At 37.8% G+C, this 18,286-nt stretch carries 20 protein-coding genes; 11 read left to right on the forward strand and 9 right to left on the reverse strand.

Annotated elements, in window-relative coordinates:
• Positions 1-4: 4 nt before the first annotated feature.
• The gene (locus DRF59_RS16355) at positions 5-361 is read right to left on the reverse strand and encodes a diacylglycerol kinase family protein (protein ID WP_115962607.1); all 357 of its coding nucleotides are present in this window, start codon (positions 359-361) and stop codon (positions 5-7) included.
• Between the two features lie 266 nt (positions 362-627).
• Between DRF59_RS16355 and dnaN the strand changes: the two genes are divergently transcribed.
• The 5 genes from dnaN to DRF59_RS16385 all read left to right on the forward strand — a co-directional run bounded on the left by dnaN (position 628) and on the right by DRF59_RS16385 (position 6,617).
• Positions 628-1,758 carry a DNA polymerase III subunit beta gene (gene dnaN / locus DRF59_RS16365; protein ID WP_115962613.1) on the forward strand — a complete coding sequence of 377 codons (1,131 nt, stop codon included), beginning with the start codon at positions 628-630 and terminating at the stop codon, positions 1,756-1,758.
• Between the two features lie 78 nt (positions 1,759-1,836).
• Positions 1,837-2,667 (forward strand): AraC family transcriptional regulator, encoded by an 831-nt coding sequence (locus tag DRF59_RS16370; RefSeq protein ID WP_115962616.1) that lies wholly within the window; start codon positions 1,837-1,839, stop codon positions 2,665-2,667.
• A gap of 62 nt (positions 2,668-2,729) precedes the next feature.
• Entirely contained in the window at positions 2,730-3,341 is a 612-nt protein-coding gene (locus DRF59_RS16375; RefSeq protein WP_115962619.1) for a DUF417 family protein, read from the forward strand.
• A 252-nt stretch (positions 3,342-3,593) separates the two neighbouring features.
• Entirely contained in the window at positions 3,594-5,996 is a 2,403-nt protein-coding gene (gene pheT / locus DRF59_RS16380) for a phenylalanine--tRNA ligase subunit beta (RefSeq protein WP_115962622.1), read from the forward strand.
• Positions 5,997-6,206: 210 nt separating this feature from the next.
• Positions 6,207-6,617: an META domain-containing protein gene (locus tag DRF59_RS16385; RefSeq protein ID WP_115962625.1), complete on the forward strand. Its 411-nt coding sequence runs from the start codon at positions 6,207-6,209 to the stop codon at positions 6,615-6,617.
• A 58-nt stretch (positions 6,618-6,675) separates the two neighbouring features.
• On the opposite strand, the gene DRF59_RS16390 is transcribed toward DRF59_RS16385, so the two are convergent.
• The 8 genes from DRF59_RS16390 to DRF59_RS16425 all read right to left on the reverse strand — a co-directional run bounded on the left by DRF59_RS16390 (position 6,676) and on the right by DRF59_RS16425 (position 12,714).
• Positions 6,676-6,915: a hypothetical protein gene (locus DRF59_RS16390; RefSeq protein WP_002977986.1), complete on the reverse strand. Its 240-nt coding sequence runs from the start codon at positions 6,913-6,915 to the stop codon at positions 6,676-6,678.
• 53 nt (positions 6,916-6,968) lie between these two features.
• Positions 6,969-7,859: a 3-hydroxybutyryl-CoA dehydrogenase gene (locus DRF59_RS16395; RefSeq protein ID WP_185144930.1), complete on the reverse strand. Its 891-nt coding sequence runs from the start codon at positions 7,857-7,859 to the stop codon at positions 6,969-6,971.
• A gap of 9 nt (positions 7,860-7,868) precedes the next feature.
• Positions 7,869-8,276, reverse strand: a complete 408-nt coding sequence (locus tag DRF59_RS16400; protein ID WP_115962631.1) for a hypothetical protein — start codon at positions 8,274-8,276, stop codon at positions 7,869-7,871.
• Positions 8,277-8,307: 31 nt separating this feature from the next.
• A complete protein-coding gene (bla-A, locus tag DRF59_RS16405; RefSeq protein ID WP_115962634.1) occupies positions 8,308-9,186 on the reverse strand; it encodes a CGA/CIA family class A beta-lactamase in 879 nt (292 codons plus the stop codon).
• 65 nt (positions 9,187-9,251) lie between these two features.
• Entirely contained in the window at positions 9,252-10,982 is a 1,731-nt protein-coding gene (locus tag DRF59_RS16410) for a cellulase family glycosylhydrolase (RefSeq protein WP_115962637.1), read from the reverse strand.
• A gap of 41 nt (positions 10,983-11,023) precedes the next feature.
• The gene (locus DRF59_RS16415) at positions 11,024-11,443 is read right to left on the reverse strand and encodes an energy transducer TonB (protein WP_115962640.1); all 420 of its coding nucleotides are present in this window, start codon (positions 11,441-11,443) and stop codon (positions 11,024-11,026) included.
• A 122-nt stretch (positions 11,444-11,565) separates the two neighbouring features.
• On the reverse strand, positions 11,566-11,751 hold the full coding sequence (locus DRF59_RS16420) for a hypothetical protein (RefSeq protein WP_115962643.1): 186 nt from the start codon (positions 11,749-11,751) through the stop codon (positions 11,566-11,568).
• A complete protein-coding gene (locus DRF59_RS16425; RefSeq protein ID WP_115962646.1) occupies positions 11,752-12,714 on the reverse strand; it encodes a Gfo/Idh/MocA family protein in 963 nt (320 codons plus the stop codon). It abuts the gene before it with no gap.
• Positions 12,715-12,838: 124 nt separating this feature from the next.
• On the opposite strand from DRF59_RS16425, the gene DRF59_RS16430 reads away from it, so the two are divergent.
• From DRF59_RS16430 to DRF59_RS16455, 6 genes are all read left to right on the forward strand, one after another.
• A complete protein-coding gene (locus DRF59_RS16430) occupies positions 12,839-13,489 on the forward strand; it encodes a protein-L-isoaspartate(D-aspartate) O-methyltransferase (protein ID WP_115962649.1) in 651 nt (216 codons plus the stop codon).
• A gap of 225 nt (positions 13,490-13,714) precedes the next feature.
• Complete coding sequence (locus DRF59_RS16435; RefSeq protein ID WP_115962652.1) at positions 13,715-13,978, forward strand: prevent-host-death protein; 264 nt, start codon at positions 13,715-13,717, stop codon at positions 13,976-13,978.
• A 67-nt stretch (positions 13,979-14,045) separates the two neighbouring features.
• The gene (locus tag DRF59_RS16440) at positions 14,046-15,029 is read left to right on the forward strand and encodes a 2-hydroxyacid dehydrogenase (RefSeq protein ID WP_115962655.1); all 984 of its coding nucleotides are present in this window, start codon (positions 14,046-14,048) and stop codon (positions 15,027-15,029) included.
• A 52-nt stretch (positions 15,030-15,081) separates the two neighbouring features.
• Positions 15,082-15,375, forward strand: a complete 294-nt coding sequence (locus DRF59_RS16445) for a hypothetical protein (RefSeq protein ID WP_115962658.1) — start codon at positions 15,082-15,084, stop codon at positions 15,373-15,375.
• 237 nt (positions 15,376-15,612) lie between these two features.
• Positions 15,613-17,598 carry a urocanate hydratase gene (locus DRF59_RS16450; RefSeq protein WP_115962661.1) on the forward strand — a complete coding sequence of 662 codons (1,986 nt, stop codon included), beginning with the start codon at positions 15,613-15,615 and terminating at the stop codon, positions 17,596-17,598.
• A gap of 14 nt (positions 17,599-17,612) precedes the next feature.
• Positions 17,613-18,155, forward strand: coding sequence for a Crp/Fnr family transcriptional regulator (locus tag DRF59_RS16455; RefSeq protein ID WP_115962664.1), 543 nt, complete (start codon positions 17,613-17,615; stop codon positions 18,153-18,155).
• Positions 18,156-18,286 lie beyond the last annotated feature (131 nt).

Genomic DNA, 18,286 nt, shown 5'->3' on the forward strand with positions numbered 1-18,286 from the left:
ATTATTAATTAAAGATATAGTTCCAGTATACAATGATTCCAACAATCACTGATGCTATTGCGGTCAGGAGCACTCCTCCCGCAGCAATATCCTTAATAAAGCCAATTCTTTTGTCGAAATCAGGCTGAATGATATCACAGATCTTTTCAATGGCAGTATTGAAAATTTCAGCACTTAGAACGGCAAATGAAACGATGAGAATAAAAATAGCATCTGTGGAGGACAGCTTCAGATAAAAAATCAGAAATAGATTGACAAAGAATGCCAGAAGTTCAATCTGGAAATTCCTTTCTGCCCTGATCATTAAAAATACCCCATGGAAAGCATTCAGAAAACTTTTATGAACAGGAGGTTTTTTCATGACCGTTATTTTTTTGACAAAGATAGGATTTGTATTTTGATTGTTGCAGATTATCCTTTATATTTGGATAGATATTAATGATGAAAAATTGTGGCGGGAAGTTTTACTTTACTGTTTTCAGGGTATAGCTTTTTCAGGAATTTGGAACTCCGGACAAAATATCATTTCTGGGAACCGGTCGATGATGTTTGTTAAAAACTCCTCAAGATTATTTTTTTCTTTGTTATATCTATTTATTATATTTGTAGAAACTTATTTTTAAATCTATGAAATTTATTATTTCAAGTGGTGAACTGCAGAAGGCTTTGCAAACTGTAAGTGGCGTAATATCAAGTTCTCAATCGAGACCTATTTTAGAAAACTATCTTTTTGAACTAGACGGAAATAATGTTACCATTACAGCATCTGATGGCGAGACAACTCTTGTTACTTCTTTAGACGTTAAGTCTGATGATACAGGTAAATTTGCTGTTCCTGCTAAAATTTTTCAGGATTTTATCAAGACCTACGGCGAACAGCCTTTAACATTTGCCGTTAAGGACAATGCTGAAGGAACCGGAAGCCAGCTTGAGATTTTAGATGAAAAAGATAACTTTGCAGTAGCACTGGACAATGCGGATGATTATCCTGAATTGCCGGAATTTGATGCTTCTCAAAGTGTGGTAATGCCGGCGGGAGTACTATCTGAAGCCCTGACCAATACCTTATTCGCAACAAGTAATGATTCTCTTCGTCCGGTAATGACAGGAGTTCTGTTCCAGTTTGGGGAAAATGAAACCAATTTCGTTTCTACAGACTCACACAGGCTGGTTGTGTATAAAAGAACAGACCTGATGAATGCCGAACCTATGGAATTTATCATGCCTAAAAAACCTTTGAACATTTTCAAAAATATTCTGGCAAGTTCTAATGAAGACGTTAAAATTGACTTCAATGAAAACATGGCCAAATTTACTTTTGATAAGCATATCTGGATCTGCAGACTGATTGACGGGAAATATCCGAACTATACAGCGGTAATTCCAAAAGAAAACCCGAATGTATTAACGATTAACAGAAACCTTCTGTTAGGAGCGATCAAAAGAGCATCTATCATGTCCAATAAATCTACCAATCAGGTAAGATTCAAGCTTTCAGGAAATATTCTTCATCTTCATGCAGAAGATACTGAATACGCAAATAAAGCAGATATGCAGATTCCTTGTGATTATAACGGAGAGGATATCAATATAGGATTCAGCTCCAAGTTTTTAACTGAGATGCTGACGATCCTTGGCTCCGATGATGTCACAATGAAAATGTCACAACCCAACAGACCTGGTATCATTGAACCTCTTGATGGTCTGGAAGAAAACGAAAATATCTTAATGCTATCAATGCCGGTAATCGGATTGTAAGAGATTAGAATAAAAGATAAATAAAAGCCGGAATTTCCGGCTTTTATTCGTTGGAAGCATCACTCTTTAAAACCATCTATGGAAACAGAAATACAATCATATCAGACAGCTGGCTTTCCATCAGAATTTCAGACTGAAAACTATAGCGTTGTGCTATGGAAGGGAACGGGGGTTTTCTCTGTAGATGAGATCAATTATTCATATAAAGGCTATAATATATTATTCCTGTCCCCTTATCAGAAACTGAAACTGGTCTCTGAAGCTGATGAAAAGGTAAACATTCTTTTGTTTCATGGGGATTATTACTGCATAGAATATCACAAAGAGGAAGTAGCCTGCAATGGTTTTCTTTTTAACAATATTTATCTGAATCCGGGGATCGGACTGACCAGAGAAGATTATGGCTATATCCTTGAAATATTTGCCCGTATCAAACAAGAGAATACTGAAAACCATCATTTTTCAAAGTCGATCATTAAAACTTACATACAGCTTATTCTGGCCATAGGCAGTAAACAGAAAAGCAACAGTACTAATGAACGGGGAATAGTAGAAAAGCTGCCTGTAAAAAATGCAGTGGAATTTCAGAAACTGCTTGAGCTGCATTTTAAAAATGAAAAAGAACTCACATTTTACAGTGATAAATTAAATATCACGAATAATACCCTGAGTAAGGCGGTGAAAAAAGAATTTGGCAAGACTCCTACCCGGCTTATCAATGAAAGGATCATTCTGGAGTCCAAAAAGCTTCTTCATCTGACATATCGTTCTGTTAAGGAAATTGCCTCAGAACTTGGATTTACTGACGAATTCTATTTCAGCAGATATTTTAAAAAATCGGTAGGATGTTCTCCTAAAAATTACCGCGAAAAGGTTGGGATCTCCATTGTGGCAAAAATGTCCATGTAATGTCCTGAAATATCTATTCTCAGGCTGTATGTGTCTGAATATTTTTGTATAAAAGAAATTATATGCAAAACAACAGATTATACGGTTATGTATTAAAATCAGATACCTGGTTTGTAAACTTCCTCAGAATTTCAATATTCATTGTGATGGCCTGGATTGGCGGCCTTAAAGCATTCCAGTATGAAGCGGACGGAATTGTTCCTTTTGTAGCAAACAGCCCGCTGATGAGCTTTTTTTATAAAAATGCGGGAAATAAAGTCACGAATGAAGAGAGCAAAACTGTTCCGGAGTATACACTGTATAAAAATCCGGAAGGAAAGATGATACAAAAGAATATTGACTGGCACATCCGGAACGGGACCTATGTATTTTCTTATGGTTTGGGAACAATGATTGTTATGATTGGAGTTTTAGTCCTTTTGGGAATCTGGTCGCCAAAAGCAGGAGCTGCCGGAGGAGCGTTGACCTTCCTGATGTCTCTTGTAACCTTGTCATTCCTGATCACAACACCGGAAGTCTACGTTCCTGATCTGGGGGGTGACCTTCCCACACCTCATTATGGCTTTCCATATCTGTCCGGAGCCGGACGATTGGTGTTAAAAGATATTATTATGATGGGCGGAGGATTGGTGTTATTTTCTGACAGCTTGAAAAAACTTATTAAACCTCTGTAGTAATATCCGGCTGAAAATCTTCTGATTATGGTAAAGCCCGGTGTGTAAGCCACTCTCTTACTTTGTAAAAGCGGATTTAACGAAATTTATTATCTTAAAATTGATTCTAAATTTCTGTATTTCTCAAAAAAACACGACATTTGTACGCTTAAAACTGTACACACAAATAGTACAGTAATCAAATAAATTTTCAAAATATATCAGATGAAACCCCATGGTGAAGTCTGGCTTTAGAAAAAATAAAATTATCAGATGAAAATATCAAACAATTGGCTGAGAGACTTTGTAAAGACTGAATTGAAAACTGAAAGAATCGGTGAGTTTCTTACAGATATAGGTCTTGAAGTTGAAGGGATAGATAAGTTTGAAAGTGTAAAAGGCAGTCTGGAAGGAATTGTGGTAGGTAAAGTTTTAACCTGCGAAAAACACCCGAATGCTGATAAGCTAAAAAAGACTACAGTAGATGTAGGAAACGGAAAAATATTGAATATCGTTTGCGGGGCTCCGAATGTAGAAGCAGGACAAACGGTTCCGGTAGCTGTTGTAGGAACTAAAATCTACGACAAAACCGGAAACTTTTTTGAGATCAGGGAAGCGAAGATCAGAGGAGAGGTATCCCAGGGAATGATCTGTGCAGAAGATGAACTGGGGCTTAGTGAAGATCACGGTGGGATTATGGTGCTGGATGAAACGAAATATGAAGTCGGGAAAAACTTTGCAGACTATTTTGAACTGACTAATGATGAAGTTTTTGAAATTGGTTTAACTCCAAACAGAACAGATGCAATGTCTCACTATGGTGTTGCAAGGGACCTTCACGCTTACCTTTCAACCAACCAATTGAAATCTCAGTTTAATAAAGTGGCTTCTGAAGCCTTAAATAATGAAGGCTCACATGATTTCACACTGGTAATTGAAGATGCTGAATTATGCCCGAGATATATCGGAGCTGTAATTGAAGAGGTAAAAGTAGAAGAGTCTCCGGCATGGTTAAAAGACAGGCTGAAGGCAATCGGATTAAGCCCGATCAATAATGTTGTGGATATTACAAACTATATCCTTCACGGGTATGGCCAGCCGCTTCATGCTTTTGATGCAGATAAAATTGCAGATAAAAAAGTGAAAGTAGGGGTGGTAAAACCGGGAACTAAATTTACTACACTGGATGGTGTGGAAAGAACACTGAATGGCACAGAGATTATGATCAAAGACGGTAAAGATACACCAATGTGTATTGCAGGTGTCTTTGGAGGGGCTACATCAGGAGTATCTGATGCTACCCAGACAATATTCCTGGAAAGTGCTTATTTCAACCCGGTAGCAGTGAGAAAAGGAGCAAAGCTGCATAGTTTGAATACAGATGCTTCTTTCAGATTTGAAAGAGGAGTAGATCCGAATATTACCAGAACGGCTATTACCCATGCCATTAAACTGATTCAGGAACTGGCAGGAGGAAAATTGGCAGGAGATCTGCTGGAAGAATATCCAAAGAAAATTGAAGACAGTTATGTCATTCTGAGATTCTCTAAAATTGAGCAGATACTGGGTACAAAAATTCATAGGGAAAAAGTAAAAGAAATTTTAAAAGCATTGGAAATCCAGGTACTGAATGAAATTCCGAATGGTTTTGAAATCTCAGTTCCTGCTTACAGGGCAGACGTAACAAGAGAAATTGATGTTATTGAAGAGATACTGAGAATTTACGGATATAATAAAATAGATGCCCCTCAGAAGATTTCATTTACTCCGGTTAAATTAAGTGCAAATGATCAGGATGAGTTGGAAAACAGCTGGGCAAGAGCTCTGCAAAGTCTGGGCTTCAACGAAGTAATGAATAATTCCCTGACTTCTGTAAAAGATGAAACAGATGCCGTGAAATTATTAAACCCTTTAAGCGGGGATCTGGCATTTATGAGAAAATCTTTACTGGAAGGGCTTCTTCAGAATGCAGTATATAATATTAACAGAAAGAACCAGGATATCAAATTCTTTGAATTCGGAAAAATCTACCATAAAAAAGATAAGTACGAAGAAAGAAAGCAGCTTGCTGTTTTGGTTTCAGGAAGAGAAGTGGCAGAGAACTGGCTTCAGCCTAAATCCGCAGTAAGCTTCTATAACCTGAAAGCATATGTGAAGGTTTTACTGGAAAGACTTGCCCTAGATTACAAAGAAGTAGCATTATCGGATGATAGATTTTCTGATGCCTTAGCTTATGAAGCCGGTGGGAAAACAATAGTAAGAATCGGAAAAGTGGCTCCGGCATTGTTAAAAGAATTTGATATTGATCAGGAGTGTTTCTATGCTGAAGTTGAATTGGAGCTGGCTCAGGAATTGCGCTCTAAGAATGAACTGAAATTTAAGGATATCCCAAAATTCAACAAGATCAGAAGAGACCTTGCTTTACTGATTGATAAAAACGTAAGTTATCAGGAATTATATCAGACAGCCAAAAAGAATAAATCACCTTTTATTAAAGGAGTTAACCTGTTTGATGTATATGAAGGGAAAAACCTTCCGGAAGGAAAGAAATCATATGCTATGAGCTTTGAGCTTTTAAATGAAGAGAAGACCCTGGAAGAAAAAGAGATTACAGAAGTAATGGATTCTTTGATTAAATCTTTCCAGAAAGAATTTAATGCTGAATTGAGATCCTAAATGTAAAATAATATATTTACTATAAAAACGGGCTTTTTAAGTCCGTTTTTTTATTTTAAACCAAAATCTGTGCGTTTGTATTTTGATTCCGGAAACGTGCTGAAATCCCGGACGTTTCCCGATATCCGAATGTTAAATAATAATAAAAATCCCCGCAGCCCGTTTAAATAATATAAAATCCGTAAATTTGGTTAATTCAAAAAGAAAAAAATGAAAAATCTTTTTTTAAGTATATGTACAGCAGCAGTATTGGCATCATGTGGAACAATGACCAGCCCGTCTGCCTCTAAAGTAGGAAAGGCCCAGCCTGCTCTTGCCAATACAAAATGGACTTTGGCTGAAAATGTAAAAGGTAAGATTCCTACACTGAATATTGAAGGAGAAAAGATCACTGGAAACGCCGGATGTAACAATTATTTTGGAACTGCTACCATAGATCCGTCTACCGGTGGATTTTCGGCAGGTCAGATGGGATCTACAAAGATGATGTGCAACAACATCGGTGTTGAACAGAATTTTATGGATATGATGGGAAAAGCAAATAAATATGTGATTTCCGGCAATACCCTGGAACTTTATAAAGACAATCTTTTATTATTGAAATTCAATAAAACTGAATAATACAAAAAACAAAAGGAACTCATTTGAGTTCCTTTTTTATGTTTTAGATTGTTATTTATTAATCTTCCTCTTCTTCGTCGTACTTAGCCAACTCTTCGTCGCACCATTTGAATGCTGCTTCTACCACTTTCGTAGCTTCGTCTGCCATAGTTTCTTCATCGTCTCCTTCAAGATCATCTAACCACTCAACTTCTTCTTCCTCAACATTTAAGATAAATCTTGGATATTCAGTATGAACTACGAATAAATCTTCTGGAAATTCCGAATTATCTGCTAATAAAAACTTTGGTAATTTCATTTTTTTAATGTTTTAACTTGTTATCAAAGATAAATAAAATTATTGACTTAAAATTACTTCAAAAACATTTTTGAAACTTTTTCAGCTTTTTTGCTTTCTGAATAATCATAGAAGCCTTCACCGGACTTTACACCCAGTTTTCCTGCTGTTACCATGTTTACCAGTAACGGATTTGGTGCGTATTTAGGATTCTTGAATCCGTCATACATAACATTCAGGATTGCAAGACACACATCCAGACCAATAAAATCAGCCAGCTGAAGTGGTCCCATAGGATGAGCCATTCCTAATTTCATTACCGTATCAATTTCTTCTACACCCGCTACACCATTGTAAAGAGTTTCAATAGACTCATTGATCATCGGCATCAGAATCCTGTTAGCCACAAAACCCGGATAATCATTTACTTCCACAGGAACTTTACCTAATGTTTTGCTCATTTCATAGATGGCATCAAACGTCTCTTTGGAAGTAGAATATCCTTTGATGATTTCCACCAGTTTCATAATAGGAACCGGATTCATAAAGTGCATTCCGATCACTTTATCTGCTCTTTTTGTAGCGGCAGCAATTCTGGTGATGGAAATTGATGAAGTATTGGTTGCTAAAATACAGCCTGCGGGAGCCAGCTCATCCATCTGACCGAAGATCTTTAACTTCAGGTCAAGATTCTCAGTAGCGGCTTCTACAATAAGGTCAGCTGTTCCTACAGCATCATTAAGTGCCGTAAAAGTAGTGATATTTCCTAATGTTTCTGTCTTTTGCTCTTCAGTAAGGTTTCCCTTTGCAATTATTCTGTCAAGATTGGTTGTAATGGTCTTTAATCCTCTGTCTAAAGCCTCCTGTGATACATCCACAAGGTTTACTCTGAAACCGCTTTGTGCAAAAGTATGTGCAATACCATTCCCCATGGTTCCCGCTCCGATAACTACAATGTTTTTGATCATTTTCCTTTATTTTTTATAGATAGTTAAATTTTTAATATTAAGTTCTGACTGGTTTACCACAACGGCTGAATCAAAATTTACAATACCGCTGCTGTTTTGTTCCCTTTTGTTGTTTTGGTTGGAAACAGTGGCCATAAGTCCCCGTACAAGACGGCTTTTCTGATTTCTTGTAAGCTGGTCCGTTCCCACATACAGGTTAAATTCGCCTTCTCTTCCCATCCCGTTCTGGACCAGAATTTCCAGAGATTTTAGCTGGTTTTTTTTCTTAAACTGTTTCAGGTAGCTGATTACCGGCTTTTCAGATGGAGGCCCGCAACAGATACTTGCATAGCCAATCTGTAAATAGTTTTGGCTCTTTTGTGAATAAAAGAGTGCAAAGCAAAATAAAGCTGCTGTTAATGCTGTTTTTTTCATAATAATTGGCTTTAAAAATAAGCTTAATATTTTATTTATTAAAATAATCCCATACCTCCTTTGAAATGTCTGAAATCATTTTACAGTTCACGGTATCGGTTTCCATTGAATTACTGACAAATACAGCTATTGCATAATGTTTTCCGTCCGGCAAAGTAATAATTGCGATCTCATTTTCAGCACCTGTCAGCCCTTCTTTATTTTTTCCGGATGCTCCCGTTTTTCTTGCTACAGGCGTATTTTTGGGCAGCTGTTCAATGATTTTGTTTAATCCTGTTGAGGTTGACAGCATTACCTTCATCAGGTAATCCGTAGATTTTTTTGATACTAATTTTCCGTCATAAAACTTTTTCAGGACGGTAACCGCCGAATTGGGAGTACTATAGTTCTCATACTGTACACTCCAGTCTTTATGCATATCCTCCTCATTATATCTGATCCGGAATCCTTTTACCCCTTTAGAATCCATAAAGTGCTGAACAGTTTTTGTCCCTCCAAGTAAGCGGAGCAGAATATCACAGCCGTTATTATCGCTTTTGGCAACCGTGTATTCAATAACTTCACTTAACGGGACTTCTATATTTCCGTCGGGATACTTATCACGAAGTGGCGACCAGGTATTTTTAAGTAAATTGGATGCATTCAGAGGAATTTTCTGATCTAAAGACAGCTTTCCCTGATCAACAAAATCCAGAACAGCTGCTGCAATGTGGAATTTAAAAACACTCTGCATCGGAAATTTCTGATCCCCGGATTTGCTGTACTTGAATGGGTTCTCAAATCCCAGGACTGATACCCCGACAGTTGCATTTTTACCTTTGGTAATCATATTTATTTTTTGTTCCAGCGCAGATTTCTGTGCAGACAAAAAAGCCGAGGCAAAAAGAAAAAGGAATGCTATTTTTTTCATAATGATGGAATTAAAAGATCCCTTTTAGCATGTAAAAGGGATCTGCAATTTAAGATAAAATATTGTTATTTTATTTCAAAATAATTCAGGTTGGCACCGCCTTCTTCAAAATAGATCCTGATCTTGTTTTCTCCTTTCTGAAGACGGATGTTTGGTATGGAAATGGTCTTCCAGTTCTCATTTCCGCCGGTAGAATTCAGGGATACGGAAGCCAGAACTTCTTTGGAAGCTGTTTCAATTCTTATTTTTCCCGTACTGGCAGATGAATATCTGATGTCAAAAGTATAATTTTTGTCTTCTTTTGCATGTACCGTATATTGAAGCCATTCACCGGTTTCTGTTTTTCCTACGTAATATTGATTCGTTACTTTATCATTACACTTATAAATATCTACACCATCATTTCTCATCTGTTGGCCCGAATTCCATTCAGACCTTTTAGCCGGATCGCTTACCCAGAGATTAATAAAATCTTTATCCAGATAAGCAGAGCCCATTCTTCCTAAATCATAGTCGGAAGCAAATACTCTTCCGGGAACCTGATGATTTTTGAATGGCTTCGTTGAAGGATCGGTTACCTGCCTGAACATGGCATCAATAACATCTCTTTTAATTTCAGTATTGTTCAGTTTATAGTGGTCTGCAATCTGCATCAGTGCTTTTTCTGCATATTCTTTGGATGGCTTTTCACCTCCGTTTTTCCAGTAATCAAGTAATTTCTCGTATTCAGGGGTTGTTTTTACATTGGTAATGCCTGCAATATTATCAATCTTTTTCATAGGCCAGAATGCATATCCGATATTATGCTTATTTAAAAGCTGGATCAGTTCTGTAAACCATACATTTGAATTTTCACCTGTTTCTCCAAGCCAGACCGGCATATTGTGTTTTTCTCTCAGGTCTAAAGCATGCTGAATGGTTGGCTCATCATTATAATTCCAGTATTTATGGAAGCTGAAAACCATATTGTCATCCCAGATCGGGATCAGCCCGTTATAATTGTTTCCCCATCCGTTCCCTTCAATGAAAATAATGTGCTTTTTATCTGTCTCCCGGATAGCAGCAGTAATTTCTTTCTGAAGCTTCCAAAGCGGGGCATTAGACATCTCATCCGTTCCGTTCGGATTCTTACCTGTAAAATTGATATTGGGTTCATTGATCAGGTCATATCCGCCGATCCATGGGCTGTCTTTATATCTCTCAGCCAGTTTCTTCCAGAGGGCAACGGTTTTTTTCTGATTGTCTTCATTTTCCCAAAGGGAAGGCTTGGATTTATCATTATCAGAAATATTCACGTCATTTCCCTGGCCGCCTGGTGCCGCATGCAGGTCCAGGATCAGGTACATTTTATTATCTGCACACCACTGAAGGAGATTATCCGTCATTTTAAAACCTTCTTCCAGCCAGGTGTTCTGACCTTTTACAGGCTCTTTTTCAATAGGAAGGGTATATAAATTATAATGCATGGGAAGTCTTATGGAATTAAACCCCGCCTTAGCCAGAAAATCAATATCCTGTTTTGTAACTCCGTTTTTCAAGTAAGCTTTATAAAATTTTTGCATTCCTTCTTCCCCGATCAGTTCAGCAATCTTTTCCCTGATCTTATATTGAGGGCCTGCAAAATCAGCGGTTTTCAGCATGTATCCTTCCTGAAGCATCCATCCGCCCAGACCAAGACCCCTGAGCTGGATGTTCTCACCTTTGTCATTAACAATTTTTTGCCCTGAAGTCTTTAATAATTGTGATGTCCCAAATTGAGACAATAATAAAGCAGATAATAGGATAGCTCTTTTCATAATAGTTGTAAGGATTTAAATAGTAGGGATTATTTTAGAGGTTAATCATAATGAATGGTAACCCCATAATATGAATGAACATTCATATTATTTATTTTGCCGGGAATCCATTGGGTATGTAAAACAAAATCTTTCAATTGTTTATTGAATTGTTTTTCAAATATATTGTTTTTTTTGTTTTGAAACCGACTTTCTATTGATAAATCTTTAATATTTCCGTCTTTTGTAATAATAAAGCTCGCAGAAGTATACGAATAATATTCTTCGTTCCTTTTAATATATTGCCGGGGAATAGTGTATTGAGCAAAATAGTCAGCATGAATTTTCTCCTGCTGATCTGTTGTAGAATTGGGATAGCGGGAAAACTGATCGCATTGTTCGAAAGGAAAAACTTCATTAGGATGCGTTCTCACAAAATCCTGTTTGGCTATATCGTAGGGAATCGATAAAGTCTTTTCCAAATTTTTTGGTTATGAGGCGGTTCATTTCAATTTCACCGCAGTTCTGATACTGATCATTGGGAAGAATAAGACAGGAAGTAAGCAATTCTCTGGTATTGATATTATTTTGCTTCAGAAGTTTTTTAAATTCTTCTTCCCCAGATAATCATGCCCTGATCCTGAAAAAATGTTCCAGGTATAATTTTATAGTTAAACTGATTCTGTGCCTGCTTTTTTTCAAAATTACAATCTATCTCATAACCATTTTTCTTCTGGCTACAAGATAGTATTGCAATGACTGCTAAAGAAAAAGCAGACCTTATATTCATTTAACTGATGAGTTTCATAATTTCAAGGGCTACTTTTAATGCTTCTGTTCCATCTTCCAGGGATACTTCCACATTTTTATTACCGGTAATGGCATCAGCAAAAGAATTGAGCTCATCCAAAATGGCATTGTTAGGCTCAATGTTCGGATACTCAAACAGGATCTGATTTTTCTCACCTTCAGCATTTTCTATGATCATATCAAATGGAGTAGGGTTTTCAGGAGCATCCTTCATTCTGATCACTTCAGCTTTCTTTTCCAGGAAGTCTACAGAGATATACGCATCTTTTTGGAAAAACCTGCTTTTTCTCATGGCTTTCATGGAGATCCTTGAGGTGGTAAGGTTGGCGACACATCCATTTTCAAATTCTATTCTGGCATTGGCAATATCCGGAGTCTTGCTTACTACGCAAACTCCGCTGGCATGTATGCTCTTTACTTTGGATCTGGCAATACTTAATAAAATATCAAGATCATGGATCATAAGGTCCAGCACTACAGAAACATCAGTTCCACGGGGATTAAACTCCGCCAGGCGGTGAATTTCAATGAACATTGGATTTTTGATATACTCTTTTGTAGCAATAAAAGCAGGGTTATATCTTTCTACATGTCCTACCTGGGCTTTGATTCCCTTTTCCCGGCATAAACTCAAAATTTCCTCTGCCTGTTCCAAAGTTTGCGTTACCGGTTTTTCAATGAAGAAATGAAGTTTTTTTTCAATTGCTTTTAAAGCATAATCATAATGATAAACCGTTGGCGTAACAATATCCAGCATATCGATCTGGTTAAGAAGTTCATCAAAGTTTTCAAAATATTTATATCCGAATTCGGCCTCTAGTCTTTTTCCGTTTTCAACATCTTTATCATGGAAACCTACAAGTTCATATCTATCTGATTGATTAAGAAGTTTTAAATGTATTTTTCCCAAATGTCCGGCACCTACCAAACCTGCTTTTAACATAGCTGTATTAAATTTTTGTAAAGATAAGAAAGAAGTTAGATTGTAGAAGTCAGAAAATGCTTTTTGTGGATAATTCTTTCCTTTAATTCCACCAATCTAAAATCTAATTTATTACTTTTGTCAAATGCAGGATTCGTTTGTACATAAAGGAAAAAGAAAGATTTTGGTGGATTATCTACGGCAGAGAATTGGAATCTCGGATGAGAATGTACTTCGGGCAATGAGTGAAGTACCGAGACACCTCTTTATCGAAAGTATTTTTGAAGATTTTGCTTATGAGGACCGGGCTTTTCCGATTCTGGCACATCAGACTATTTCCCATCCTTCAACGGTAGCAGAACAGTCGGAGCTGTTACAGGTAAAGGCAGGGGAAAAAGTACTTGAGATAGGAACAGGTTGTGGTTACCAGACTGCTGTTTTACTGGCAATGAAGGCTTTGGTATATACAGTGGAAAGACAAAAAGATCTTTTTGATTTTTCAAAGAAGAAGCTCAGAGAACTTCATCTGTATCCGAAATTCCAAAGCTTTGGGGATGGTTTTGCAGGGCTTCCGACATTTGCTCCCTTTGATAAAATCATTGTAACCTGCGGAGCCTCTACCTTACCGACAGAATTATTAAAACAGCTGAATATAGGAGGGAAAATGGTCATCCCGCTGGGGCCGGTTGATGAGCAGGTTTTATTCAGATTCACAAAGCTGGGTCCTACTGAATTTGAAAAAGAAGAATTCGGAGCTTACAAATTTGTTCCAATGCTGGGAAGTACAAATCAATAAAATCTGTTTCATAAAGTTTTACACATAAGTCTCAGGCCTTACTGCTGGAAAATACTTTAAACTTAAGTAGTATGTAATTATGCCTTGCTCATAAAGATGTAGTTTTTATGATTTTAGTGTGGTGCATGGAATTAATAAATTTTATATTTTTTAATAATTTTTTAGACCCGTTTCGGAACGGAAATTGGACTTCTTTAGAACCTAATCACTTAAATCTTAATTATTATGGATACGAATAGATTCAAGGCATCACATGATTTCAGTAATGTTCAGAAGAATTTGCATAATAATCCCGGATATAGTGTAGAAAGCTATTCCCAACAGGTAAAGGATTATATCAATGAAATGAAAGGTAAAAATCAGGAAGCCACCAAACAGGGATTTATGAGCCGCGCCCAGAAGTCAGCAAAAGACGTTTGGGAAGAGATTCAGGAAATGGCTTCAGAAGCCTGGGATAAGAATAAAAAACATTCAGATGAAAAAAAATAATTTTTAATATTAAAGTTAGAAACCTTGCTTTTTACAGAGCGAGGTTTTTTTATTAAATGACGATAGAATGAAAGTTTTTGTAAATAAAATGATTCCTGAAACCGGAATCAGGATGCTGGAACAGGAAGGGTTGGAAATATTTTTTCCGGAACAAGAATTCCTGTCGCAGGAGAAATGGCTGGAATATTGTCAGAAGGCAGATGCTATATTAAGTGTAGGAACTGAGTTTAGATATGACCGCGCATTTTTTACGGCTTGTCCGGATCTTAAGGCTATTGCACTGTATTCAGTGGGATTTGATCATGTGGATATCAAAGAAGCAAACCGGAGGAATATTCCGGTTGGTAACACACCGGATGTTTTGAGTAAAGCAACTTCAGATGTCGCTTTTTTATTGATGCAGTCAGTGGCACGAAGAGCAAGTTTTAATTTCCGGAAAGTAAAAGATGGAAACTGGGGAGCGTTTGATCCTTTACATGCTTTGGGACAAGAACTTTACGGAAAAACGCTGGGGATTTTTGGTTTGGGAAGAATAGGTTTTGAAATGGCGAAAAAATCTCAGAAAGCCTTTGATATGAAGATCCTGTATCATAACCGTCATTGGAATGAAGATGCAGAAAAGGAGCTGAATGCGAAGTTTGTTTCATTTGAAGAACTGATCGGAAGTTCAGATGTTTTGAGTGTGCATGCCAATTTCACTCCTAAACATGAGGATCTTTTTAACCGTTCTGTATTTGAAAAGATGAAAGCCAATGCTATTTTTATCAATACGGCAAGAGGAGGTTTCCATAATGAAAAAGACCTGTATGAAGCATTAACCTCAGAACAGATCTGGGGAGCAGGTCTGGATGTTACCAATCCTGAGCCGATGTCTGAAGAAAATCCGCTTCTGGAACTTTCAAAGGTTTGTGTATTACCACATATTGGTTCGGCAACTGTTGAAGCCAGAAACGGAATGGCAAAACTAGCTGCAGAAAATATTATTGCAGTTTCAAAAGGCATGAAAATGCTGCATTGTGCCAATCCTGAGGTATATTCCGGACATGAATAGCAACTTGGAATTATTTTTGTTCTTATTCTGTAAATCTTAAACCTAAAATATTATGGCACCGGAAAACAATATTAATGAACAGAACAGAAGGTTGGAACGCATGGATTATGATCCTAACGAAGATATATTCAAAAGGGAAAAGCATATACCGCTGGACGGAGACGGCAATCCTGTTTTTGATGCAGACAATGATGAGGATAAATTAGATAAAGGACTGGATATCCCCGGAGCGGAAGATGATGACGAAATGGAAGAAATAGGGGAGGAAGATGAAGAAAACAATTACTGGAGCCTCAGTGACAATGAAGATGACCACGAAGAGGAAAATGATGATGTGCTCACATAACTTTGCTAATATACTGGCCTTGCTGATTTTCAGTAAGGCTTTTTTTATACTGAACAGATTTCTTCAGGAGAAATTTTTGGTAATATTTTTTACAGTATTGAATATCCGGGCTGCCATAGGTATACAAACCTGATATGTTCCCATAAGTCAATTTTCCTCTTTCACTTGCCTATATTTTCCAATTTGAATATCTTTAAAACTTCAAACATTGTTTAAATATAGAACTTTAAATAACATATGACTTTTCAGGAACAGATACAGCAGGGTATACCTCACCAGTTGCCACAGGCAAAACCATATGAAACCAATATTAACCATGCTCCGAAGCGTAAAGAGATTTTAGGGGAAGAAGAAAAAAAACTGGCATTAAAGAATGCTTTACGTTATTTTGATCCTCAGTTTCATGCAGCTTTAATTCCTGAGTTTAAGAAAGAGCTTGAAGATTACGGAAGGATTTATATGTATCGTTTTCGTCCAGATTATGAAATGAAGGCCAGACCAATTACAGACTATCCCGGAAAATCAGAGCAGGCCAAAGCTATCATGCTGATGATTCAGAATAACCTGGATTATGCTGTAGCACAGCATCCGCATGAGCTGATCACTTACGGTGGGAATGGTGCAGTGTTTTCCAACTGGGCGCAGTATCTTTTGACCATGAAATACTTATCAGAAATGACTGATGAGCAGACGCTGGTGATGTATTCAGGACATCCTATGGGATTGTTTCCGTCTCACAAAGATGCCCCGAGAGTGGTGGTAACTAACGGGATGATGATTCCAAACTATTCCAAACCTGATGACTGGGAAAAATTCAATGCACTTGGGGTGACCCAATATGGGCAGATGACGGCAGGAAGCTATATGTATATTGGTCCTCAGGGAATTGTTCATGGAACTACGATTACGGTACTGAATGCTTTCAGAAAAATAAAAAAAGAACCAAAAGGCGGACTTTTTGTAACTTCCGGATTGGGTGGGATGAGCGGTGCCCAGCCTAAAGCAGGGAATATCGCAGGTTGTGTTACCGTATGTGCGGAGGTGAATCCGAAGATCACCAAAATCCGTCATGAACAGAAGTGGGTTAATGAGATCCATGAAGATCTTGATGAGTTGGTGAAAAGAGTAAGAGAGGCTCAGCAGAACAACGAAACCGTTTCGCTGGCTTATCTTGGAAATATAGTTGAAGTGTGGGAGAAATTTGATGAAGAAGACTTGAGAATTGATATCGGTTCAGATCAGACTTCCCTTCATAATCCATGGGCGGGAGGATATTATCCGGTAGGACAGAGTTTTGAGGAATCAAACAGAATGATGGCGGAAGATCCCGAGCTGTTCAGGGAGAAAGTACAGGAAACTTTAAGAAGACATGCTGCGGCCATTAACAAACATACCAGAAAAGGAACCTATTTCTTTGACTATGGAAATGCCTTCTTACTGGAAGCTTCCAGAGCCGGAGCAGATGTGATGGCAGAGAACCCGACATTGGGCAGAGAATTCAAATATCCGAGTTATGTTCAGGACATTATGGGACCTATGTGTTTTGATTATGGATTCGGGCCGTTCCGTTGGGTATGTACAAGCGGAAAACCGGAAGACCTTCAGAAAACTGATGATATCGCATGCGCAGTACTGGAAGAAATGATCAAAAACTCTCCGGAAGAGATTCAGCAGCAAATGAAAGACAATATCCGGTGGATCAAAGGGGCACAGGAAAATAAGCTGGTTGTGGGATCACAGGCCAGGATCCTGTATGCAGATGCAGAAGGAAGAATGAAAATAGCGGAAGCCTTTAATAAGGCCATTAATAACGGTGAAATCGGACCAGTTGTATTGGGGAGAGATCATCACGATGTTTCAGGAACAGATTCACCTTACAGGGAAACCTCCAATATTTATGACGGTTCCAGATTTACTGCAGATATGGCAATTCACAATGTAATTGGTGACAGTTTCCGTGGAGCAACCTGGGTGTCTATTCATAACGGAGGCGGTGTTGGCTGGGGAGAAGTAATTAATGGTGGCTTCGGGATGCTGCTTGATGGAAGTGATGATGCAGACCGGAGATTGAAATCCATGCTGTTCTGGGATGTGAACAACGGAATCTCAAGAAGGAGCTGGGCCAGAAATGAAGGCGCTATTTTCGCCATTAAAAGGGCTATGGAAGCAGAGCCTAAGTTAAAGGTAACCCTTCCAAACCTGGTAGATGAAAATTTATTATAAATAAAAAGACAGCCATGGCAGGAATCAACAAAAAACTGTTTTCACACCTTAATGTTGAGGATAATGATCCTGTCTGGGAAAAGTTTTCCCGGGTTGAATTTTCAAAAAAAAATATATTTACGGACAATAGAGCCTATCTTGTTGAAGATGGGCTCATCCGTAAATATTATATCCATACGACACCGGATATTGATACGGAAATTTCTGCAGATTTTTATTTTCCCGGAGATATCTTTACAGTAGGTGAAAATGGCTCTGACGGGATCTATGAATCCCTGAACAGCGGCCTGGCCTGGGAAATCACCCTGGAGGAGGTTAAAGAAATGTTTACCGTCAATCCTCAATGCCGTTTTGTACAGAATTACTATCTGAGCAGAAAACTAAGTGCAGCCATGAAACGCGAAATGCTGCTTCTTAAAAATACGCCGCAGGATCTTTACGAATATCTGCTCAGGAACAAACCTCATTTTATTCAGAATATTCCGCTAAAATACCTGGCTTCTTATATCGGGATTACTCCGATCTCTTTAAGCAGAATCAGAAAAAGGATTTTGTAAGCTGTAAGTTTGAAGATGAGGAAAAGAAGTTACGGCCACTTTAAAATAAAGCTTTGCGTTTAAATTAACTTCCATCTTCATTTCTCTATCTGTCTGAATTAATTAACTTTTGTTTATTGTTTGGCCTTCCG

Origin of the sequence: Chryseobacterium flavum, from assembly GCF_003385595.1 — a bacterium.
GTDB classification, from domain to species: Bacteria; Bacteroidota; Bacteroidia; order Flavobacteriales; family Weeksellaceae; genus Chryseobacterium; species Chryseobacterium flavum.